The sequence below is a fragment of the Streptomyces sp. CB02366 genome (assembly GCF_001905905.1).
Taxonomy (GTDB): Bacteria; Actinomycetota; Actinomycetes; order Streptomycetales; family Streptomycetaceae; genus Streptomyces.
The window spans coordinates 72,504-92,605 of sequence record NZ_LIVT01000006.1 but is presented as its reverse complement, the minus strand read 5'-3'; the positions used below and the strand labels follow the sequence as shown (position 1 = coordinate 92,605).

Below are 20,102 nucleotides of genomic sequence, written 5' to 3'. Positions count from 1 at the left end.
CGCGGCCCGGAGCCGGGACGGGGGCCCTCACGACCGCCTCGGTCGTCGAGGGCCCCCGCCGGGCGACGGGGACGGCGCGCCTCAGACGCGCGCCCCGTTGTCGAGCGGGTCGCGGCGGGCCGTGGGGGCCTTTCCGCGGGAGACTCCCTTCCCCTTCCCCGGTGCGGGCGGCGGGGCCGTGGTGCTCCGCTCCAGGGCGAGGGCCCCGGGTACGGCGGTGAACACCGAGGACCAGGTGCCGACCACGATGCCGATGAGCAGGGCGATGGCGAAGTCGGCCAGCGAATCGCCGCCCAGCACGGCGAGGGCGGCCAGGATGAAGAGGGCCCCCATGCCGGTGTTCACCGTACGCGGGACGGTCTGGAGGACCGCCCGGCGGGCGATGGTGTCCAGCGGTGTCCGCCGGTTGGCGCCCCACAGTTCCCGTACCCGGTCGAAGACCACCACCGAGTCGTTGACCGAGTAGCCGATGACGGTGAGGAGGGCCGCCAGGAAGATGCCGTCCACCGGCCGCCCCAGCCAGGCGAACGCCCCCACCACGAGGATCACGTCGTGCACCATCGCCACGACGCACGCCACCGCGAACGTCCAGCGGAACCGGACCGCGAGGTAGGCCAGCTGCACCGCCACCGCGAGCCCCAGGGCGATCAGCGCGTTGCGCCGCAGTTCGTCGCCGAGACTGGGGCCGATCAGCTCGTCGCGCACCTTCGTCGTCTCGCCCCCCTTCTCTGCGAGCGCGGCCCGCAGGGCGTGTTCGCCGTCGTTGTCGAGCTTCCCGGTGCGTACGGACAGGTCGCCGTCGCCCGCGGTGGTGACCTCGGCGTCCTTGAACCCGGCGGCGGCGAGCGTGTCCCGGGCCGTCTCGACGTCGACCGGGCGGCTGGTGGAGTACTCGACCAGCCGGCCACCGGTGAACTCGACGCCCAGATCGACGCCGCGCACCACGATCCCGGCCACCGCGACGGCGACCAGCGCCGCCGAGACGACGAGCCAGCGCATCGGCCTGCGGAACAGCCGCGGGTCCTTGCGGACCAGCCACGTCCGTACGGCCCCGGGGCGCCCGATGCCGTTGACGCCCCGGTAGTCGCTGACGAAGCGGGATTTCGCGGCGAGCTCGGTGAGCGCGCGGGCGATGACCAGGGCGGAGAACATCGAGGCGACCACCCCGATGGCGAGCGTCACGCCGAAGCCCTTGACCGGGCCCGAGCCCAGGAAGAAAAGCAGTCCGGCGGCGATGAGCGTGGTCGCGTTGGAGTCGGCCACCGCACTCCACGCCTTCTGGAAGCCGGTGGTCAGCGCGGAGCGCAGGGAGCGTTTGGGCCGCTCTGCGCACTCCTCCCTGGTCCGTTCGAAGACCAGGACGTTCGCGTCGACCGCCATCCCGATCGCCAGGACGAAACCGGCCAGCCCGGGAAGGGTCAGCGTGACGCCGAGGGCGACGAGCGCCGCGTAGGAGATCAGCCCGTACGCGCCCAGCGCCACGGCGGCCAGCGCGCCGAAGAGGCGGTAGACGAGGGTGATGAAGAGAGCGGTGGCGGCCGCCCCGATGAGGGCCGCCTGCGCGCTCGCCTCGATGGCCGCCGCACCGAGCGTGGGGCCGACGGTCCGCTGCTCGACGATCTCGACGGGCACGGGCAGCGCCCCGCCCTTGATGAGCAGCGCCAGGTCACGCGCCTCGTCCGCGCTGAACGAACCGGTGATCTGGGTGGCCCCGGACGGCAGACCGACCCGGCAGCCCACGGAGGGGTCGACCTGCGGCGAGGAGATGACCTTCTCGTCGAGGACGATGGCGACCCTGCGCCGGTCGTCCCCCGCGGGGTGGCAGGCGGCCTCGCCGGTCAGTTTCTTCCAGTCCTGGCCGGCGTCCTTGCGGAACTCCAGCGACACGGTCCAGCCCGCTCCCCCCTGCGCGTCGAAGGCGGCGGTGGCGTCGTCGACGCCCGCGCCGGAGAGCCGGGGCGGGCCGAGCGCCAGCGAACGGCCCTGCTCGTCGGGGAGGGTCAGCTCGTCGGGTCCGGGGGTCTTCTTCTTCCCGTCCGGGCCTTCGGCCCCCGGGTCCTCGGCCCCGGGGCCCTCCACCGCGTGGAAGGAGAGCTGCGCCGTCCGGCCGATGACCTCGGCCGCCTGGCGCGGGTCCTGGACGTCGGGCAGTTCGACGATGATCCGGTCCTCGCCGGAGCGGGCCAGGGTCGGTTCGGAGACGCCGAGCGAGTCGATGCGCTGGCGCAGCACCTCCAGGGTGCGGTCGGTGGTCTCCCGGTCCGCCTTCACCGTGGCGGTGTCCCGGGCCTGGAGCACGATACGGGTGCCGCCCTGGAGGTCGAGGCCGAGTCTGGGCGACATGGTCAGGGTGACGCATACGGACGCGAGCAGGACGGCGACGGCCAGAACCGCTCGCACCGCGGTGGCGCGAGTCATGGAAATCCTCCGGTGGGGCGTCGAGCGCCCTCACCTCAGTGAGGACGCGACGCCGGATCGGCAGTACAGGACGGGTGGCCGGTCGTGGGACCGGCGGTCCTGCCCGGAGGGCCCCTTACGCCGGGGAGGGCGCCCCGGTGGCAGCCGGGTACGGAGAAGGTGTCCGCGGCACGCAGCCGCACGCCGCCGCGCGGCACGGTCGGCCCCGGCGCGGCGGGCGGCAGCGCTTCGTGCGGGGGCGGCGGGGCGTGCAGCAGCAGATACGCCCGGCCGGAGCCCGCCCGGGGGGTCTGCACCGGATCGGCGGCCGCCCGGGGGTGCTCGTGCTCGGCCCGCGCCGCCGCGTCCGGTCCGGCCGCGGCGGCGTGCGCGTGGTCCGGCTTCCGCGGGCCCTGCCCGGCGGCGGCCCGGGGGCCGGCGTTCCTGCCGGGTCCGGTGCGGTGCCCGGCGTCGGGGCCCCTCTCGGCTCCGGCGCGGTGCCGGAAGGGGTGCCCGGGGCGGCCGGTCGGCGGTGCGGACGGGACCGGGTCCGCCGCGGCGGCGCCGGGCCCGGCGGTCAGGGCTGCGGGGGGCGCGCCGCTCGCCGTGGCGGCGCCGCCGAGCAGGGTGAGGACGGTGAGGAGCAGCGCGGCCAGCAGGCACCGCAGCCGGGACGCGTCGGCCCGGGGCGGCCCCGGGTGCGGCGTCACCTCGGTCGGCCGGTGTGCTCGGGCGGTGCCGTCCGACGGCGCAGCACGGAACTGAGGATCTGCCCGGCGCCCCGCACGACCGTGGTCGAGGGGTCGTCGGCCAGCCGCACCCGGGTGCCGAGGCGACGGGCGATGCACTCGGTGACCTCGGGGCTCAACGCGCCGCCGCCCGCGAGCACCGGGCCCTTGCGCAGGGCGCCGCGGATCGCACCGTGCCGGTCGTGCCGCCACATGGACGTGATCATGTCGAGCACGGTACGGACGAGGGCGGCGGGCAGCGCCGCCGGGTCCAGGCCGTCGAGGTCGTCGAGGCCGCTCTCGGCCTGCCGGGCGTCGGCGACCAGGCCGTTGACGAGGAGCGTGACCTCGGTCAGCTGGGCGCCCATGTCGATGACGAGGAGGGGGCCCGCCTCCCTCGGTCCGGCGTACGCGGCGGCGGCCCGGGCGCTGCTGAGGACCACGACCCGCGTCGTCCCCAGCCCGGCGAGCAGGGCGCGCGCGGCGGAGCGGTGTTCGGCCCCGGCGAGCACCGGGTGGCTGAGGACGATGACGCTGTCGCTGCGGTCGGGGCCCAGGGCCGCGTCGGCGATCCGGCCGAGCAGCCGGCCGCAGGACTCGGGGTCGACGATGCGCCCGCGCCGGACCGGCCGTTCGCCGCCCCCGTGGGCGCCCGTCCCGGCGTACGGGTCGAGCACCAGCCCCCGCCCGGGCACCCAGGCCCGGGTGCGGGAGCTGCCGAGGTCGAGGGCCAGGCCCCGGGCGGCCGGAGCGTCGCTCCACGTGCCCTGGCGCTGATGGCGCGCCCGCAGACCGCCGGGCGTGCGGCCCGCCCCGAACACCCCGGCGCCGCTTCCGTCACGAAGCGGCCCGGGGCTCTTCCCCCAGGGGCCCGCACCCGGGCGGAGCGGCCCTCGCCGCTCGCCGGGCACGGAGGTCGTCGGGACGCGAAGGGCCGGGAGAACGGCGGCGACGGGAGCACTCCGGTCCGCGGCGGTACCGGAGGACGACGAGGAGACGGCGCGACCAGGTCGCCGTCCGTCGTGCACAGAACGCATCGTCCCTCACCCCCGGTCGGCCCGTCCTGGCCGCCCACGCATCCGTCGGGCCACAGATAGTGAGGCACGACCGAGCCCTCACTATGCAATACGGGGTGGTGGAACGCCACTTCCCGGGTGATTCACAGGCACACCCGCGCCGCGTGCGCGGCAGACGCGGCTCAGCCCTCCCCGTCCGCCGTCAGGAAGGCGCCCACCAGCTCCGCGAACTCCTCCGGCACCGCGATCCGCACGCCCAGCTCCTCCGCCTTGGTGCGCTTGGACCCCGCCTTCTCCCCGGCGACCAGCAGGCTGGTGCGGCGGGAGACGCTGGAGGAGGACCGGCCGCCCGCCCGCTCGATCAGCTCGTTCATCTGGTTGCGCGTCAGCTTCTCCAGCGCTCCGGACATCGCGCCCGTGACCACCACGGTCATGCCCGCCAGGGGCAGCTCGGCGCCGGACGCGCCGGTCGCGGCGGCTTCCGCTCCGGCCTCGGCGTCCGTGCGGGTCTCCGTGCCGGTCTCCGTTCCGGGCTCCGGGGGCGGGGTGGCGCCCGGCTCGGTCATGTTCACACCGGCGGCGACGAGCTTGTCGATCAGCGGGGCAAGCTCCGCCAGCTCGGCGACCACCATGGCGGCCTTCTCCTTGCCGATGCCCTCGACCCGCTGGAGGGTTTCGACGTCGGCGGCGACGATCCGGTCCATGGTGGCGAAGTACCGCGCCACACGACGCGACATGGACCGCCCCGTGCCCCGTACGCCCAGGGCGCAGAACACCCGCGAGAGCGGCCGGGTGCGGGCCGTTTCGATGGCCGCCAGGAGGTTGTCCGTGGAGGTCTCGCCCATCCGGTCCAGGGCGAGCAACTGCGCGCGCTCCAGGGTGAACAGGTCCGCGAAGTCCGCGACGAGACCGGCCTCGACGAGCTGGACGACCCGGGTGGAGCCGAGGCCCTCGATGTCGAGCTGATCACGCCCCGCCGCGTACGAGACGGAGGCGACCAGTCGGCAGCCGCGGCCCCGGACGCAGCGCCAGCGCTGCTCGCTCGCGTCGATGTCGGAACCGCACTGCGGGCAGCTCGCGGGGAACTCGACGGGCGTCTCCTCCCCGGTGCGCAGATGCACGACGGGGGCCTCGATGCGCGGGATGACGTCGCCGGCCTTGTGGACCATGACCCGGTCCCCGAGCCGCAGGTCGCGGCGGGTGATGTCGGCGGGGTTGTGCAGGGTGGCGTAGCCGACGGTGGAGCCGTCGATCTCCACGGGCTCCAGGACGGCGCGCGGCGCGATGACGCCCGTGCGCCCGACGTTCCACTCGACGGCCAGCAACCGGGTGATCTTCTCCACGGCGGGCAGCTTGTAGGCGATGGCCCAGCGTGGGGCGCGGCTGCCGGAGCCGGCCTCCCGCTGGTCGGCCGCCAGGTCGGCCTTGACCACGATCCCGTCGATGCCGAAGGGCAGCGCCGCGCGCAGGGAGGCTATCGCGTCCACCCGCGCCTGGACCTCTTCCACGGTGGTGGCCAGGACCGGAGCCACGTCGGTGCCCGCCGCCGTGTGCACGCCGAGCTCCGCGACGTACGACAGGACCTCGCTGTGGGGCAGTTCGGGGAGCGTCCGCGCCAACGCGCCGGAATCGGGGAGCGGCAGCGCGCCGTAGGCGAAGAAGGTCGTCTCCACCCGGTAGGCGCGGTCCTTGGCGCGCAGGGTGCCGGCCGCCCCGCTGCGCGGGTTGGCGAAAGGGGCGCCGCCGTGCTCCGTGCGGATCGCGTTGCCCCGCTCGAACTGCTCGTTCGTCATCAGGATCTCGCCGCGCACCTCGATGCTGACCGGGGCGGACAGCCGCTCGGGCAGTCCGACGACGGCGGCGGCCGCGTGCGAGACGTCCTCGCCCGCCTGGCCGTCGCCGCGGGTGACGAGGCGTTCGAACCGGCCGTCGCGGTAGCGCGCGGCGACGGCCAGGCCGTCGAGCTTCGGCTCGACGCTCCACGCGGCCACCGGTCTGCCGATGCGCCGCTCCAGCGACGCGGTCCAGGTCGTGAACTGCTCGGCCGAGAACACGTTGTCCAGCGACAGCATGGGCGCCGTGTGCGGCACGTCCCCGATCGCCGCCCCGCCCGCGACCTTGCCCGTCGGCGAGGCGGCGAGCACCTCGTCGGGGTGGTCCGCCTCGTACGCGGCTATCCCGCGCGCCAACCGGTCGTAGGCGTCGTCGTCCAGCGCGCTCTCGCCCGTGGCGTAGTACGCGGCGGCGGCGAGGGACGCCTCCTCCACCGCGGCGGCGTAGGCGGAGGCGTCGGCGAGAACGGCAACTGAGTTCGTCATGGCCGTCATTCTTCCGCCCGCCACTGACAACGCTCCGGCCCCGCCGGCGCCCGTACTCCGGCGGGCGGCCCGTGCGGACGTGCGGGACGTCGGGTCAGGCCGTCGTTTCCGTGGCGTCCGGCGCCGGGGCCCGCGGCCTTCCGGGAGGCGGCGTCCCGGTCGCGTCCGAGGCGTCCGCGACCGGAAGGCTTTCGGTGGGAGGGCGCGGCGGGAAGGGCTCGTCCACCGGGTCGGTCCCCGCGAAGTCCTCGGCGCCTACCGGCACCTGGGGGCCGGAGGACTCCTGGAGCCAGCGGGTCAGCACCCGGTGCACGGCCTCCGCGCCGACCAGCCCGCCGCCCGCCGGGGCGGGCGCGCCCTCGGTCCCGCCCTTTTCCGCGGCCTCCGCGGCCATGATGTCGAGCGGATCCGACAGCCCGCGCGGCCAGAGCAGGAAGGGCCGGGACTGTTCGCCGCCGAGGCCGCCGTGCGAGCCGATCTGCTCCTCGAAGGCGTGCACGGCGCCGGTGCCGGGGTCGTACATGGAGTTGACCATCACGTCCGCGACGTGCGGGAAGGTGTCGGTGCGGCGTACGGCGCCGGCCGCGCCGGCGCCGAACACGGCGAGCGGCCCCTCCCCGTCCGTCAGCTCCGCGACGGGGACCTCGGCCCCGCCCGGTCCGAGCACCACGGAGCCGTGCTCCTCGCTGCGGACGAGGAGGAAGCCGATCCCCGGGTGGTTGGCGAGCGTGGAGAGCAGCGCCGGGTGGCGGCGGTCGATCTGCTCCCGGGAGGCGCGGCCCTCGATGTCGGGGAAGGAGATCAGCCCGAGGTTCCCCGAGGCCAGGACGATCGGGTCGGAGGGCTTCGCGGCGTGCTCGCCCTCCTGCTCCTCGACCGGCCGGTGCAGCGCGATCCGTACCGCGTCGCGGGCCTCGGAGGCGCTGCGGGTGCGCTGGGCCCGGCGGGGCACGGGCAGCCCGCAGCCCGCCCGGACCAGGTCCTCCAGGGTCAGCCCGTACGCCCCCGCGAAGGTCTCCCCGGGGCTCTGGCCGTGGTCGGAGAGGAGCACGATCCGGTAGGCGCGCGGGGTGTGGTCGGCGATCCTGGCGATCAGGGCGAGGGAGCGGTCGAGGCGTTCGAGGACCTTCTCCGCGTCGCGGCTGTGCGGCCCGGAGTGGTGGGCGACCTCGTCGTAGGCGACGAGGTCGGCGTAGACGGCGGTGCGTCCGGCGAACATGTCGCCGAGGACGGCGGCGACGACCACGTCGCGCTCCACGACGGTGGCGAAGGCGCGGATGAAGGGGTAGAGACCGCCGCGCTTGATCCGCGGTGCGGTCCTGCGGGCGCGGGCCCGGGTGGACTGGCCGATCTCGCGGGCCACCTCGGCCACGAAGGAGAGGGCGGTACGGGTGGCGTTGGCCGGGTCGGAGAAGTAGGCGAAGTATCCGGCGCGGGAGCGGCGGCCCCTGCCGCGCCGGGCGGCCATGGAGAGCACCAGGGCCAGCTCACCGGCCCCGCCGCTGAAGAGGTTGCCGCGGCTCGCGCCGTCGACGGTGAGCAGGCCGCCGTCGCGGGTGCGCTCGATGGCGCGGCGCTGCATTTCGAGGGCGCTCGCCGGGCGGCTGGAGACCATGACGGTGCGGGTCTCCTTCTCGTACCAGCGGAACGCGGGCACGTCGTGGTTGCTGCCGTGCAGGATGGCGAGCTGGCTGGCGCCGGTCTGGCTGGACCAGTCGGTGCGCCACGGGGTGAGCCGGTGGCCGGCGGAGTCCGCGAGCCGGTCGGCGACGGTCGGCATGAGCCCGGCGGCGGCCGCCTCGACCAGCACGTCGTGGCCGACGCCGTCGAGCTGGAGGAAGACGATGCCGGGCGGCCCCTCGCGGCCGGGTCCGCCCGGGGCCGCCGATCCGCCGCGCCTGCGCCGGTAGGCGAGCCGGGACAGCCGGCGGCGGTACGCCTCGTCGTCGCGGACGGCGAAGGCGGTCGAGGTGGCGGAGGCGACGGCGGACATCACGGCGGCGACGACGACCGCCGTCTCGGGCGCGGCGTCGCCGCGCCCGTCCGGGATGAGGCTCAGCGCTATCAGCAGCAGGGAGCCGTTGAGGAAGAAGACCAGCGCGCCCAGGACGAGGGCGGGCACGATGAGCAGGGCCCGCACGAGGACGGGCCAGACCAGGGCGGAGAGCAGACCGAAGGCGCCCGCGCCCCAGGCGGCGGTGAAGGCCGTCCTGGTGGTGGTGTCACCGTCCTCGGACTGGAGCCGGAAGTCGGGCAGGATTCCGGCGAGGGCGAGCATGGTGAGGGTGGACACGGCCCAGACCGCGATCACGCGTATCACGGCGCCGCCCGCCCTGCGCCATCTCCTGTCGGCCACGCCGTTCCACCCGCGCCCTCTCGTCCTCGGACCCGGTCGTCGGGGCCCGCCCCTCAGCTTGGCACAGCGCCCGTCCCGGTCCGGCGGCTCCGCGGCGGGCGCCCCGGGGACCGACGCGCCGGTACGGGGGCGCATAGGCTCTCGTACCGGCGGCGCACCCGTGTCCGGGCGGCGCGGACCGGTCGCCCCGGGGACCGACGCGACGTGTCGGAGGTCACCGGTCACGGCCGGCGGGGTACCGGGGCCGCGGCGGGGCAGGGGTCAGGGTGGGTCGATGAGCGAGCGAGGAGGCGGGGCGCCGGTGGAGGTCACCTGGTGGGGTCATGCCACCTGCACGATCGAGGATTCAGGGGTCCGGGTGCTGACCGATCCCCTGTTCGTACGGCGCTTCGCGCATCTGCGCCGCCGTCGGGGCGAGCTCCCGCCGCCGGGGGCGGCGGTCGCCGATGTGGTGCTGGTCTCCCATCTGCACTCCGACCATCTGCATCCGCCGTCGCTGGCCCGGCTGGCTCCGGGCAGCCGGCTGGTCGTGCCGTGGGGCGCGGTGGCGGCGGTGCCGGGTCTGCGGACGCTGCGGCGGAGGCTCGGGCTGCACATCAGCGAGGTGCGGCCGGGCGACACGGTGCGGGTCGGCGAGGTGCGGGTGCGGGCGGTCCCCGCGCTGCACGACGGGCGGCGGCTGCCGGTCGGACCGCACCGCGTCCCCGCCCTCGGCTATGTCGTCGAGGGCGAGGTCCGGACGTACTTCGCCGGGGACACCGGCCTCTTCGAGGGGATGGCGGACGCGGTGGGGCCGGTGGACACGGCGCTGCTGCCGGTGGGCGGGTGGGGCCCCTACCTGGGCCACGGCCACCTGGACCCGGTCCGCGCCGCCGAGGCGCTGACCCGCCTCGCACCGGCGTCCGCGATCCCCGTGCACTACGGCACGTACTGGCCGATCGGGCTCGACGGGGTGCGCCCGCACGAGTTCCACGCGCCGGGAGACGAGTTCGTCCGGCAGGCGGCGAAGCGGGCCCCCGGGGTGAGAGTGCACCTGCTGGGGCACGGCGAACGGGTCGCGCCGGTGGCCGGCCGGTGATCCAGGAGATCCAGCAGCTGGTGCGGGACCTGCCGACCGAGTCGACCCAGCAGGCGGTCGGCTATCCGACGCTGTTCACGCTGGTGGCGCTGGGATCGCTGGTACCGGTGGTGCCGACGGGGGCGCTGGTGAGTTCGGCGGCGGTGGTGGCCTTCCACCGGACGGCGCCGCTCTCCCTGCTCTTCGTCTTCCTGGCGGCGTCGGCGGCGGCGTTCGTCGGGGACGTCTGCCTGTACTGGCTGGGACAGCGCGGGGTGCGTTCGAAGAACGGCTCGAAGTGGCTCTCGGCGATCACCCGCCGGGCCGCGCCGGAGCGGCTGGCCCAGGCGCAGGAGAAGCTGACGGACCACGGCGGGACGGTGCTGGTGCTGTCCCGGCTGATACCGGCGGGGCGGATTCCGGTCATGCTGGCGTGCCTGCTGAGCCGGATGCCGCTGCGGCGGTTCGCGCGGGGGGACGTTCCGGCGTGTCTGGCCTGGGCGGCGACGTACCAGTTGATCGGCATCCTGGGCGGCTCGCTGTTCCCGGAGCCGTGGCAGGGGGTGGTCGCGGCGATCGCCCTGACCCTGCTGGTCAGCGGGGCTCCGGCGGTGTGGCGCAGGCTGCGGACCCGGTTCGGCCCGGGGACGGGCGACGCGGCGGGGTGACCGCCCGGGCGGTCCCGCACGGCCCCGGCGCCCCGGGCGGCGGGCCCCGGCGGTGAGCAGCGGCACGGTTCGGCGATCGGCGCCCAAGCCCCCCGGCCCTCTCAGCGCAGTGCGCCGAGGACCGCCGCGAAGCCGTCCAGGGCCCGCGCCACATGGGGGAGCTTCAGGGGCTCGGCGGCGGCGAGGGACTCCGTGCGCTGCCGCGCCGTGGTCCCCAGCAGCGGTCCGGTGCCCAGGCGTACGCGCAGCGCGCCCAGCTCGTCCCCGAAGCGGTGGCCCCCCGGGGCGGGCGCGCCGAGCCGGTCGGTGAGGTACTCCTCCAACTCCAGCGAGTCCGTGACGCCCACCTCCGCCAGCCGGGAGCGCAGCGGGCCCAGGTCGGCGTAGAGGTGGCGGCCCGCCTGGGGCGGCCGGGCCAGCGCACCGGCGCCGAGGACCGCGCGGTGGGCGGCGGCGGCGACCTCGGCGTGGAGCGCGGCGGCCCGCGCGGTCCGGTCGCGTACGGCCTGCGGCTCCTCCAGGGCGTGCGCGGCGGCGTGGGCGACCGGACCGGCGACGAGGGCCCCGAGCGCGGTGAGGATGTCCAGGGCGCGGGCGTGCCGGGCGGCGGCCGGGGCCGTGTCGGGGAAGCGGGCGACGGCGGCCGGCCAGGCGGCGGGCGTGAGGGCCCCGGAGAGGTCGGCCAGGACCGTGACGTCGTCCGGGCACATCTCGGCGGGGCTGATCAGGACGGCGTCCCGGGAGCGGTGCACGGTGTCGCGCCAGGTCTCGTCGCTGATGATGTGCAGCCCTTCCCCGACCGCCGCCTCGCACGCCTCGCGGACCAGTTCGGGCGGGGCGACGGTGGCCGTGGGGTCGTCGGCGACGGACAGGAGCAGCAGGGTCGGCCGGCCGCCCTCCGCCCGGACCCGGCGCACGGTCTCCAGCAGGGCGTACGGGTCGGGGACGCCGCCGCATTCGGCCGGGCTCGGCACGTGGTAGGCGGGACGGCCCAGCAGCCGGGCCTGCGGCATCCAGGCGGCCGGACAGGGGCGGGGCACGAGGACGTCCCCGCCGTGCGCGCCGAGCAGGGCCAGGAGGAGCGGCTGGGCGCCGGGAGCGGCGGCGACCCCCGCGGCCGTGCCGTGCAGCCCTCGGCGCTCCCAGTACCCGCGGGCCGCCTCACGCAGCGCCGGTCCCCCGCCGGGAGGCTCCGGCCGGGTTCTGCCGGAGGCGGCGGCGAGTACGGCGGCCAGCTCGGGGAGGACCGGAAGCCCCGGGTCGGGGGCGAGCGGCCCGTAGCGGACGGGCCCGTGGTCCTCGTTCCCGTGCATCCGGCCCTCCTCCGCCGCTCGTCGCCCGCTCGGCGCCGCGTCCCGGGCCCGCCCGCCACGGCCGGCCGGCCGCCGGACGCGCGCACGCGGCGCCCTGTGCATTTCTTTATACGGAGGTTCCGGGCGGCCCGCCCGTCCGGCCGGGCCGCCCGGGCCGGGCCGGCTCCCGCGCGCACGCGCCGCCACCGCCCGGAACGGTACGAGGCCGGCGTCCCAGCGCGCCTCCTGGTTCAGCGGGGCGCTGCCGGGTATTCGCTGGTGCATGTCCACACCGAGAACCACGCCCGCCGTCGCCTCGACCGCCACCGCCCGTTGGCGGGACTGGTTGCAGAGCCGGGACCTGGCCGTCTTCCGGAGTGTCGCGGACCGGCACTGGCCGGGGGCGGACCCGCTGCTGCCCAAGCTGAGCCGGAGCGCCAACCACGGGCTGCTCTGGTTCGGGACGGCGGCCGGGATCGCGGCCCTCGGCAGCAGCGCGCGGTCGCGGCGTGCCGCGCTGCGCGGGGTGGCCTCGCTCGCCGTGGCGTCGGTGGCGATCAACACCGTGGGCAAGGGCGCGGTGCGCCGGAAGCGCCCGATACTGGATCTGGTGCCGTCCGTGCGGCAGCTCAAGCGGCAGCCGGTCACCACGTCGTTCCCCTCCGGGCACGCGGCGTCCGCCGCCGCGTTCGCCGCCGGCGTGGCCCTGGAGTCCAAGGGCTGGGGTGCGGCGGTGGCCCCGGTCGCGGCGGCCGTCGCGGTCTCCCGGGTCTACACGGGCGTCCACTATCCGAGCGATGTGCTGGCGGGGGCGGCGCTCGGGGTGGGGGCCGCGTTCGCGCTGCGCGGGCTGGTGCCCACCCGGGGCCAGCTCCCCGCGCCCGGCCGCCCGCCCGGCGAGGCCCCGGCGCTCCCGGCGGGGAAGGGGCTCGTCGTGGTGGTGAACCGGAAGTCGGGCTCCGCCGCCTCGACCGCGTCCCTGGTGCGTGAGGCGCTGCCCGCCGCGGAGGTGGTGGAGGTGCCGCCCCGGGAGCTGTCGGCCGTGTTGGACGGGGCGGCGGGCCGGGGCAAGGCGCTCGGTGTCTGCGGGGGCGACGGCACGGTGAATCTGGCGGCCTCCGTCGCGGCGACGCACGGGGTGCCGCTGGCCGTCTTCCCGGGCGGAACGCTCAACCACTTCGCGTACGACCTGGGCATCGAGACGGTCCACGACACCGCCGCCGCCCTCAACGCCGGGGATGCCATCCGGGTGGACCTCGGCCGTTTCCGACCGGGGCCGAACGGCCCGGACGGGGCGGACGGTTATTTCCTCAACGCCTTCTCGCTGGGCGTCTATCCGGAGCTGGTACGCACCCGGGAGCACTGGTCGCCCCGGATCGGCGGCTGGCCGGCGGGCGTGCTGGCGGCCTTCCGCGTGTTGCGCGACCGACGGCCGCTGGAGGCCGAACTCCAGGGCCGCCGACGCCCGTTGTGGCTCCTCTTCGTCGGCAACGGCCTGTTCCAGCGCGTGGGCCCCGCTCCGGGCCGCCGCCACAACCTGGCGGACGGGCTGCTGGACGTGCGGGTGGTGCACGGGGGGCGCGGGCCCGCGCTGCGGCTGCTGGCCGCGGCGGTGGCCGGGCCGCTGACCCGCTCCCCGGCCCATGCGGCGGTGCGACGGCGCCGGGTGCGGATCGGCGGCCTGGCGCCGGGAACCCCGTACGCGTACGACGGGGAAGTGGGCCGCTCGGGAACGGAACTGACGATCGACAAGCTGCCGGAGGCCCTGACGGTGTACTGCCCGATGCCGGTCTGACCGCCGGGGCCGCCCCCCTCTTCCGCCCCGCTCTCGCGTCCGCATGGCAAGACACGCATCTCAGCATGCGGCATCCCGGCGTACGGTGGGTCCTGCCGCCGCGCCTCCAGGCGCGGGACTTCCGGGAGAGGACGCGCCGCCATGCCGAAGGAGACCGCCGTGTACACGCACGGGCACCACGAGTCGGTCCTGCGCTCGCACCGCTGGCGGACCGCGGCCAACTCGGCCGCGTACCTCCTCGGCGAACTCCGTCCCGGGCAGGCCGTGCTGGATGTCGGCTGCGGCCCCGGGACCATCACCGCCGACCTGGCCGCGCTGGTCGCTCCGGGCCGGGTCACGGCGGTGGACACCAGCGGCGACATCCTCGGGTCCGCAGCGGCGGTGGCGGAGGAACGAGGTCTCGGGAACGTCGAGTTCGCGGTGGCCGACGTCCACGCCCTGGATTTCCCCGACGACTCCTTCGACGTGGTCCACGCCCACCAGGTGCTCCAGCACGTGGGCGATCCGGTCGGGGCGCTGCGCGAGATGCGGCGGGTCTGCCGCCCCGGCGGCGTGGTCGCGGCCCGCGACAGCGACTACGCGGCGATGACGTGGTATCCGGAAGCTCCGGGGCTCGACACCTGGCTGGACGTGTACGGACGCGTGGCGCGGGGCAACGGCGGCGAACCCGACGCCGGCCGCAGGCTGTTGTCCTGGGCGCGGCAGGCCGGCTTCACCGACATCGTCCCCACCGCGGCCGCCTGGTGTTTCGCCACCCCGGAGAGCCGCGCGTGGTGGAGCGGCCTGTGGGCGGACCGCACGACGGACTCGGTCTACGCCGGACTGGCGGTGGCGGGCGGCCACGCGAGCGCCGGGCGGCTCACGGAGATCGCCGGAGCGTGGCGCTCCTGGGGCGCGGAGGACGACGGCTGGTTCATGGTCCCGCACGGCGAGGTGCTCTGCCGGGCGTGAGAGCCGGGCGCGTCCGGGACGCGGGGTGACCGTCGCACGGTCGGCGGCCCCCGCGTACCGGACGGCCGCCCGGTCCGGCCGGAACCGATCACACCGGTGGCGGCCGCCGTCTACCCTCGTTCCATGGAGATCCTGGGAACCACGCTGCGTATCTGCGTCGACGACCTGGAGTCGTCGGTGGCCTTCTACGAGGGGCTGACGGGCACTTCGGCCCTGCGTTTCGAGCGCGGCGGGGTCTCGGTCGCCGCGATCGGCTGCTTCCTGCTGATGAGCGGGCCGGAGTCGGAGTTGGAGGTGCTGCGCAAGGTGGGGGCGACCATCGCCGTCAAGGACGTGGACGAGGCGCACGAGGCGCTCACCCGGGCGGGCGCGCGGGTCGTCGCGGGCCCGGTGCCGACCCCGGCGGGCCGCAACCTCATCGCCCTGCACCCGGACGGCTCGGTCTTCGAGTACGTGGACCGCAAGGCCGCCGTCTGACCCTCCCCCGCCCGCACGCCTCCTTCGCCGCGGTCGGCCGGGCGGCGGACGAGGGAGCCGCCCGGCCGGGCGGGGAGGCGCGGACGTCAGCCGGCCGGGACCACCGGCAGCTCCAGCACGCCGGTCTCCTCGGGAGCGCTCACGACGGTGACGGGCTTGATGCCCCGGTTGCCGAAGTACGCGGTGTCGCTGGCGGCGATGACGAACTCCAGGCGGTGCCCCCGGGCGTACCGGTGGACGATGCCGGGCAGTTCGACCGTGAAGGGCCGGGTGACGTCGGGAACCCGGACCGGGGAGACGAGCCGGTTCACCAGCGTGCGGCCGCCGCCGGGGGCGACGTCGTAGACCTTGGCGAACAGGACGAGCTTTTCGGAGGCGTCACCGCTGTGCTGGACCCGTTCCGCCTCCGGTGAGACGACCTGGAGGGTGGCCTTCGGCGCGCCGACGACGTCGAGGGGGGCGGTGAGGGGCTCGCTGCGCCACCCGAGGTAGGTGCCCTTCGTGTCGTACGGCTCGATGTCGGGCAGCCCGATCAGCGGGGCGAGGGAACTCTCGGAGTGGCTGGTGGGCACGGGCCGGTTGGTGTACTGGCGGCTGCCGCGCACGACCTCGGAGCGGTCGTCGACGAGCTTGCCGTCGCCGGAGAGGTAGAGGGAGCGCGAGAGGGCGGGGACGTCGGCGGCCGTACCGTAGCCGCTCTGCCAGTGGCGGTAGTAGGAGAGGGCGGGTCCGGTGTCGGCGGCCGTGTTCTCGCGGAGGTAGCGGTCGAACCAGGCCAGCACTCGCCGTCCGACGTGGCTGGTCTCCAGGTTGCCCCGGTCGAGGTCGAGTTCACCGGGGACCTGGCCGCCGCCGTGCCCCCAGGACTGCCAGATCATCTTGGTCTCGGTGCCCTGCGCCTTGAGCGTCCGGTAGGTGGCGGTCGCCTCGTTGAGGTTGAAGAGGCTGTCGGCCTGGCCCTGGACGAGGAGAGTGGGGGCCTGGACCCGGTCGAGGTAGGAGACCGGTGAGACGCTGCGTACGTACGCGAGCATCCGCTCGGTCTGCGCGGCGGGGTAGCGGCCGGAGTTGAGCAGCCGGACGGTCTCGCAGACGCGGGTGGCGAAGTGCAGGCAGTCCACCCGGTTGATCCGGGACGGGTCCGGCCTCGGGGTGAGCAGCGGCCGGCCTTCGCCGATCAGGTAGAAGCCGTTGGTCCACTGCCACTTGAAGACGCCGGGGGTGTCGGAGGTGACCCCGGTGCGCGCGCCGGTGTTGTTGGGGGCGAGTGCGTAGCCGAGGTCGTTCCAGGTGATCAGGGGGACGAGGGCGTCGACGCGCGGGTCCACGGCGGCGGCGGCCAGTTGGATCGCGCCGCCGTAGGAGCCGCCGATCATGCCGACGCGCGGATCGCCCTCGGCGTCCCGGGTGACGTAGTCGGCCTTCGTGCCGTCGTCGGCGGCGCGGACTCCTGCGAGGAAGTCGAGGAGCCCGCTCGCCGCCTCCCCGTCCACGGCGGGGTCGTCGAGGGTGATCAGGCAGCCGGACCTGCCGAAGCCGAGGCCCGAGTAGACGAGGCTGACATAGCCGCGCTCGGCGAACGTCCTGCCGATCGCGTCGGTGGTGCCGTCGGACTTGCTGCCGCCGAAACCGTTGGTGGCGAGGACGGCGGGGGCGGGGCTGTCCGCGTCGGCCCCCGCGGGCCGGTAGAGATCGGCGTCCACCGTGCAGGTGCGGTCGCCCGCCTCGACGGTGAACGTAAGCGGCGTGACGGTGTACGGGCCGGCCTCGGCGTGGGCCGGGCCGGCGAGGACGAGGGGGGCGGCGAGGGCCGCCCCGGCGACCGCCGCGAGCGGGCCGCGCACGCGGGAAACAGCACCTGACACGAAGACCTCCACACCGAGGGCCTTACCGGCCGGTAGGCATTGGGGCGCGCCCATGCCGTGACACGGCTCACCGCGTGTCAGCGCATCGGGCAGCGGCTTTTGACGGGTGTTCACGTCGCACGCGAAAGCGCCTCTCCACGCGCGGGCGCGAACGGCGTCCGCGCGGGCGCGGACGGGGCGGCGGGGGCCGAGGAGGTCAGCGCAGGGCGGGGGCCCGTACGGTCAGCGTGCAACGCCCGCCGTCCGCCGGTGCGTCGAGCACCGCCGCGACGCCCAGGGGGACCGTCAGCGATGTCGGGCCGTGTCCGAACCCCACCTCCTCGACCACGGGTATGCCCAGCGTGCCGAGCCGGTCGGCGAGCACGGGCCGGATCTTCTCGTACGGTCCGCAGAGCTGCCAGGATCCGCAGGCGACCCCGGCCACACCGGCCAGCCCTCCGGACCGCAGGAGCCGGGTGAGGATGCCGTCGAGCCGGTAGGGCTCCTCCCCGGTGTCCTCGATCGCCAGCAGCCCGCCCCGGGCGTGGGTCCGCCCGCCGGGGGCGCAGGCATCGGCGGCGAGCAGGCCGGCGCAGCCGCCGTACAGGACGCCTTCGGCCCGCCCGGGGACCAGGGGGCGGGCCGTGTCCCGCCCCAGGACGAGCACGCTCTCGGGCGCGAAGAGGGTGGCCCGCAGGTGCTCGCGGGTGGGCTCGTCCTTCAGAAAGGTCTCGGTGGCGACCATCGGCCCGTGCAGGGTCGCGAAACCGGCGCGCAGGGCGAACGCCTCGTGCAGCACGGTGATGTCGCTGTAGCCGACGAAGACCTTGGGCCCGGCGGCCCGGATCGCCGCCCAGTCGAGCAGATCGACCATACGGTGGGCTCCGTATCCGCCGCGGGCGCAGAAGACGGCCTCGACAGCGGGATCGCACCAGGCGGCCTGGAGATCCGCCGCGCGGTCCGCGTCCCTGCCGGCGAGGTGGTCCAACTCCGGGTGAACGGAAAGGACATGGGGGCCGACGACCGGGTCGAGGCCCCAGTCGCGCAGGAAGGCGACCCCCTCCTCCAGCCGGTCGGCGGGGACGGGGCCGCTGGGGGCGACGACGGCGACCCGGGAGCCGGGGCGCAACCGTGCCGGCCGGGCGAGCGGGGTGGCCCGTGCGGGGCTCCGGCCGCTCACGTGGTCAGCTCCAGCGGCGGCACGTCGGGCCGGTCGATGCCGAACGTGCGGACGTAGAGCGACAGTTCGGCCTCCAGGGCGCGGACCAGGGTCTCCATGCGGCGGAACCCGTGGCTCTCGCCCTCGAAGGCGATGGAGGCGTGGGCGACCCCCCGGTCGGCCGCGGCGGCGAGGAACCGCTCGCTCTGGGCGGGCGGGCAGATCACGTCGTCCAGGCCCTGGAGCAGCAGGAACGGGGTGTTCAGCCGGTCGGCGCGGTGGAGCGGGGAGCGTTCCCGGTAGCGCTCGGGCACCTCGGCGAGCGGGCCGACGAGCGTCTCCAGGTACTGGGACTCGAAGTCGTGGGTTCCGCCGGCGGCCCACCTTTCCAGGTCCAGCACCGGGTAGAGCATCGTCCCGCAGGCGTACAGGTCGGTGCTGGTCAGCGAGGCGGCGGTGGTCCAGCCGCCCGCGCTGCCGCCCCGGATCGCCAGCTTGCCCGGGTCCGCCGCGCCCTCGTCGACCAGGGCCGAGGCGACGGCCGCGCAGTCCGCCACGTCGACGACGCCCCACTCGCCGCGCAGGCGTTCGCGGTAGGCGCGTCCGTAACCGGTGGAGCCGCCGTAGTTCACCTCGGCGACGCCGATGCCGCGCGAGGTGAAGTAGGCGATCTCCAGGTCGAGGACGAGCGGGGCGCGGCCGGTGGGCCCACCGTGCGCCCAGATGACGTAGGGGGGCTTCTCGCCCTCGGGGCCGGTGCGTTCGGGGTGGCGCGGCGGGTAGACGTGGGCGTGGATCTCCCGGCCGTCGGGGCCGGTGAAGGTCCGGTTCTCGGGCCGTGGGTAGTAGGCGGGGTCGACCGCGTCCCGGTGGGGCGCGCCGATGGGGCGGGCGCGTCCGGTCGCGGTGTCCAGTTCGACGACCTCGGGGGCGCTGCGGGGGCTCGCCGCGACGCCGACGACGCGGCTGCCGTGCACGGTGAGCGTGTCGGACCAGGCCGTCCAGGGGCCCGGGGCGTCCGCGAGTTCGCCGGTCTCGGGGTCGAGGATGCCGAGGCGGTGGTCGCCCTTGCCGTGCAGGACGGCGATCAGGCCGTTGTCCAGGGGGTGGAACCAGCGCAGCCCGATCTTCCAGAGCGGCCCGCCGAACTCCTCGCCCCGGGGCGGCAGGAGCCGGCTGCTGGGGACCGCGCCGCCCGCGACGGCGTCGGGGCGGATGCGCTGGAGCTCCCACCATCCGGAGAGGTCGGAGACGAACAGGAGGCTGCCGTCGCGGTCCCACTCCACCTGGCAGACCGATTCGTCGAGGTCCCCGACGAGGGGCCGGGCACCGGTGAACCGGCCCTCCTCGGTGAGGTCGGCCAGCATGACCACGGTCCCGTTCCAGGGCATCTCCGGGTGGTCCCAGGCGATCCAGGCCGCCCGCCGCCCGTCGTGGGAGACCTTGGGGCCGGTGACGAACCGGTGGCGTCCGTCGGAGAGTTCGCGGACCTTCGAGCGGTCTTCGGCCGCCGAGCCGTCCAGCGGCACGGCGGCGAGGACCCGCCGTACGTCGGTGGGCTCCGGGCCGGTGAACTCCTCCAGGACGCACCATACCTCCCCCTCGGCGCCGTGTTCGGGGCGCACCTGCGGGTCCACCCAGCGCAGTCCGCCGCCGACGTCGGAGACGGGGGTGAGCGGGCGGGGGGCCCCGGGGCTGCCGGGGGTGTGGGCGTACAGCCGCTGATCGGTGAAGTGGACGAAGACGACGAGGGGTTCGCCGTCCTCGCGCACGGTGGCCGCCCAGGGCTGGCCGCCGTATTCGACGACCCTGCTGCGGACGTTCCAGGGGGCGGGGAGCACGGGTGCGGTGGAGCCGTCGGCGCGGCGGCGGACCAGGGCGCGCCGGCCGCCCTCGGCGGGACGCGGCTCGGTCCACCAGACCTCGTCCCCGACGGTGCCGAGGTGGTCGGGGCGGCCGTCGTGGGAGGCGGCGAGCGCCGCGTCGATCGGTGACGGCCAGGCCCCGTACGGGGCTGCTGCGGGCACGGTGTTCACGTGGGTCG

General features: G+C 75.7%; 14 protein-coding genes. 5 read left to right on the top strand and 9 right to left on the bottom strand.

The window, feature by feature from the left end:
• Positions 1-81 precede the first annotated feature (81 nt).
• From secD to AMK24_RS19415, 5 genes are all read right to left on the bottom strand, one after another.
• Positions 82-2,418, bottom strand: coding sequence for a protein translocase subunit SecD (gene secD, locus AMK24_RS19435; RefSeq protein ID WP_073770063.1), 2,337 nt, complete (start codon positions 2,416-2,418; stop codon positions 82-84).
• Positions 2,419-2,453: 35 nt separating this feature from the next.
• On the bottom strand, positions 2,454-3,107 hold the full coding sequence (locus tag AMK24_RS19430; protein WP_073770062.1) for a hypothetical protein: 654 nt from the start codon (positions 3,105-3,107) through the stop codon (positions 2,454-2,456).
• Positions 3,104-3,820, bottom strand: coding sequence for a rod shape-determining protein (locus AMK24_RS19425; RefSeq protein WP_073770328.1), 717 nt, complete (start codon positions 3,818-3,820; stop codon positions 3,104-3,106). The genes AMK24_RS19430 and AMK24_RS19425 overlap by 4 nt, the downstream gene beginning before the upstream one ends.
• Before the next feature lie 503 nt (positions 3,821-4,323).
• Positions 4,324-6,459: an NAD-dependent DNA ligase LigA gene (gene ligA, locus AMK24_RS19420; RefSeq protein WP_242435191.1), complete on the bottom strand. Its 2,136-nt coding sequence runs from the start codon at positions 6,457-6,459 to the stop codon at positions 4,324-4,326.
• A 94-nt stretch (positions 6,460-6,553) separates the two neighbouring features.
• Entirely contained in the window at positions 6,554-8,815 is a 2,262-nt protein-coding gene (locus AMK24_RS19415) for a phage holin family protein (protein ID WP_073770060.1), read from the bottom strand.
• Between the two features lie 301 nt (positions 8,816-9,116).
• Here AMK24_RS19415 and AMK24_RS19410 point away from each other — a divergent pair, with 301 nt between their 5' ends.
• A complete protein-coding gene (locus AMK24_RS19410) occupies positions 9,117-9,893 on the top strand; it encodes an MBL fold metallo-hydrolase (protein ID WP_073770059.1) in 777 nt (258 codons plus the stop codon).
• Positions 9,890-10,540 (top strand): DedA family protein, encoded by a 651-nt coding sequence (locus tag AMK24_RS19405; protein ID WP_073770058.1) that lies wholly within the window; start codon positions 9,890-9,892, stop codon positions 10,538-10,540. The genes AMK24_RS19410 and AMK24_RS19405 overlap by 4 nt, the downstream gene beginning before the upstream one ends.
• 101 nt (positions 10,541-10,641) lie before the next feature.
• Here the strand turns inward: AMK24_RS19405 and AMK24_RS19400 are convergent, their stop codons facing one another.
• Positions 10,642-11,853: an aminotransferase class I/II-fold pyridoxal phosphate-dependent enzyme gene (locus tag AMK24_RS19400; protein ID WP_073770057.1), complete on the bottom strand. Its 1,212-nt coding sequence runs from the start codon at positions 11,851-11,853 to the stop codon at positions 10,642-10,644.
• A 262-nt stretch (positions 11,854-12,115) separates the two neighbouring features.
• Here AMK24_RS19400 and AMK24_RS19395 point away from each other — a divergent pair, with 262 nt between their 5' ends.
• The 3 genes from AMK24_RS19395 (at position 12,116) to AMK24_RS19385 (ending at position 15,055) form a co-directional block, all read left to right on the top strand.
• Complete coding sequence (locus AMK24_RS19395; protein WP_073770056.1) at positions 12,116-13,627, top strand: bifunctional phosphatase PAP2/diacylglycerol kinase family protein; 1,512 nt, start codon at positions 12,116-12,118, stop codon at positions 13,625-13,627.
• Between the two features lie 141 nt (positions 13,628-13,768).
• Positions 13,769-14,578, top strand: a complete 810-nt coding sequence (locus tag AMK24_RS19390) for a methyltransferase domain-containing protein (RefSeq protein ID WP_073770055.1) — start codon at positions 13,769-13,771, stop codon at positions 14,576-14,578.
• A gap of 123 nt (positions 14,579-14,701) precedes the next feature.
• Positions 14,702-15,055 (top strand): VOC family protein, encoded by a 354-nt coding sequence (locus AMK24_RS19385; RefSeq protein ID WP_073770327.1) that lies wholly within the window; start codon positions 14,702-14,704, stop codon positions 15,053-15,055.
• A gap of 86 nt (positions 15,056-15,141) precedes the next feature.
• Here AMK24_RS19385 and AMK24_RS19380 read toward each other — a convergent pair whose 3' ends face one another.
• The 3 genes from AMK24_RS19380 to AMK24_RS19370 all read right to left on the bottom strand — a co-directional run bounded on the left by AMK24_RS19380 (position 15,142) and on the right by AMK24_RS19370 (position 20,094).
• Positions 15,142-16,899 carry a CocE/NonD family hydrolase gene (locus tag AMK24_RS19380; RefSeq protein WP_073770054.1) on the bottom strand — a complete coding sequence of 586 codons (1,758 nt, stop codon included), beginning with the start codon at positions 16,897-16,899 and terminating at the stop codon, positions 15,142-15,144.
• Between the two features lie 217 nt (positions 16,900-17,116).
• On the bottom strand, positions 17,117-18,079 hold the full coding sequence (locus AMK24_RS19375) for a S66 peptidase family protein (protein ID WP_073770053.1): 963 nt from the start codon (positions 18,077-18,079) through the stop codon (positions 17,117-17,119).
• The gene (locus AMK24_RS19370; protein ID WP_073770052.1) at positions 18,076-20,094 is read right to left on the bottom strand and encodes a S9 family peptidase; all 2,019 of its coding nucleotides are present in this window, start codon (positions 20,092-20,094) and stop codon (positions 18,076-18,078) included. Before AMK24_RS19370 ends, AMK24_RS19375 begins: the two co-directional genes overlap by 4 nt.
• Positions 20,095-20,102: the final 8 nt, after the last annotated feature.

Coding starts and splice junctions, on each gene's coding strand:
- AMK24_RS19400 (WP_073770057.1), bottom strand. CDS start 11,853: ATGCACGGGAACGAGGACCACGGGCCCGTCCGCTACGGGCCGCTCGCC.
- AMK24_RS19395 (WP_073770056.1), top strand. CDS start 12,116: ATGTCCACACCGAGAACCACGCCCGCCGTCGCCTCGACCGCCACCGCC.
- secD (WP_073770063.1), bottom strand. CDS start 2,418: ATGACTCGCGCCACCGCGGTGCGAGCGGTTCTGGCCGTCGCCGTCCTG.
- ligA (WP_242435191.1), bottom strand. CDS start 6,459: ATGACGAACTCAGTTGCCGTTCTCGCCGACGCCTCCGCCTACGCCGCC.
- AMK24_RS19390 (WP_073770055.1), top strand. CDS start 13,769: ATGCCGAAGGAGACCGCCGTGTACACGCACGGGCACCACGAGTCGGTC.
- AMK24_RS19385 (WP_073770327.1), top strand. CDS start 14,702: ATGGAGATCCTGGGAACCACGCTGCGTATCTGCGTCGACGACCTGGAG.